The 1,804-nt window shown below is 62.1% G+C and carries 3 protein-coding genes; all 3 read right to left on the minus strand.

What is annotated here, in order from left to right:
- A partial coding sequence (locus I55_RS13890; protein ID WP_044561182.1) for a hypothetical protein occupies positions 1–1,217 on the minus strand: 1,217 nt, incomplete at its 3' end.
- The gene (locus I55_RS13895) at positions 1,214–1,567 is read right to left on the minus strand and encodes a hypothetical protein (protein ID WP_148293717.1); all 354 of its coding nucleotides are present in this window, start codon (positions 1,565–1,567) and stop codon (positions 1,214–1,216) included. The genes I55_RS13890 and I55_RS13895, both read right to left, overlap by 4 nt.
- A 33-nt stretch (positions 1,568–1,600) precedes the next feature.
- Positions 1,601–1,789: a hypothetical protein gene (locus I55_RS35910; protein ID WP_148293718.1), complete on the minus strand. Its 189-nt coding sequence runs from the start codon at positions 1,787–1,789 to the stop codon at positions 1,601–1,603.
- Positions 1,790–1,804: the final 15 nt, after the last annotated feature.

Consider the following 1,804-nt stretch of genomic DNA (forward strand, 5'->3'; position numbering starts at 1 on the left):
ATGGTCAGCGCCGCGGTGACCATGATGCGGAGGCAGGCGGAGACGTAGCCTTTGCCAGCCGGGTGGATGGAGACCATGAAGGCAATGGGCATGGCGATGGTCATGGCCAGGAAGTAGAACGACGACTGGATCAGGAAGGCGCCGAAAACACCCAGCACGAAAACGAAGGGGGCAGCCAGGATGAGGACGCCGAACACCGAGCCGTTGAGCACCCCGTTCGCCGTGAGCTTGCCGCCCAGGAATTTAAGCAAGGGTAGGATCGAGAGCTCCGCTTGACCCCAGAGGTCGGCGTAGCTGGCGGTGACGCAGGTTGAACCGGCCGTCACCCAGGAGCAGAACTTGTCGTCCCAGCCCACGGACTTGTAGTCGACGGTGGCGACGCCTCCCACGGTGTTCCATCCTTGTGAGGCGTGGGCCGAGGACAAGGTGAAATTCGCGATCGCCAGGCCGGTGTTCTGCAACAGGTCGAAGATGCCTTCGAAGACCAGCCTGCCTCCTGCCGGCAGACCCAGAGCAAGGGCGACACCAACCGAGACGACCAGGGTCCGGGCGAATTGCGTCAGAACCTGGTTTATCTGGGTTGGCACGATCATGTACGAGGCCATGATCCAGACGATGCTGAACATCAACAAGATGCGGGCGGCCTGGGCGGTGACGAAGGCGAACCCGATACCGGCGCTGCCACCTCCCGGGTCGGACCCGGTCCAGATGAGCCGCATATATCGGTTCCCGATATCCACCAGGTTGGCGGGGATGAAACAGGTTTCGCAGACATAGGTCTTGCCGGCGCCCGCCACATCAAGCCCGGCAGTGGCGGACGCCGCCCGTGCCGAATCCAAGCACGCATTGTAGATTATTTGAAACGACTCCACGTCGACAGTCATGTTCTTCTGGCAAAATGCGCCAAGAGCAACGTCGACGTAGCCATAGGTTCCATATTTCGCGAAGTACTGCTGAGCAATTTTACCCATATTGCTATTGGGGTCATAAGGATTGGTCGTAACAGCTTGCGACGCCTGGGCGATCTGCACCAGGTTGGAATCTGACCCCATGCCACATCCGTCGGCGAAGGGAGACGCCAGGCAGGCGAAGGCCGCGGCGTATTGGTCGGAGTCGGCGGCGCCTGCCCTTTGGGCCGGCCAGCAGGTAAGGCAGGCCAACGTCAGGATCAGGAAAAGATGCCGCGCCAAGGACACTTTAGGCGATTGATCGGTCATGGCCGTGGTCCTGCTTCAGGGGTTGCGCGGTCCTCCCGCTCGGCCGTTGCCTGGTCTCCTTCCCCCTCATCCGGCTTCAAGGCCCGCTGAAACCGGGCTGCAGCCTGTCGGACCGGCGCCAGGAACCGCTGCTGAACCCAGCGCTGCGGCAGGATGTCCATGGCGTAGCAGAGCCAGAGCATGACCATGGTCCCGAGGAGGCCAAGCAGGCTGTAATAGATGAGCTGCATCCAGTTGACGATCGTGGCGAGGACCCCGTGGACCGCCGGTCCCATCGCCGTGACCGCCTGCTGGGATGTCTCGTGCCCCCCGGCGCCGAGCAGCACGTAGGCCAGCAGCAGCAGCAGCACGATCAGGCCTATGAGAGACCATCTGTTCATCTGTCAGATTTTCCCCGCGATAATGGTGGCGCTCCCGGCAACCTCGGCATCAGCGGCCTTATCCAGCAGCGAGGCCAGGAGCGCCAGGCGCGTCATGGCGAAACCGATGTCGGTCTCGCTGATCCCCATGGCGGCGAGTGTCGCCTCAATCCGATCGTTACCGGCGCCCGTGGGGTTGGAGTTCGGATCCACGTCTCAACCCGGCTT

The organism is Azospirillum sp. B4 (genome assembly GCF_000333275.1).
Lineage (GTDB): Bacteria > Pseudomonadota > Alphaproteobacteria > Azospirillales > Azospirillaceae > Nitrospirillum.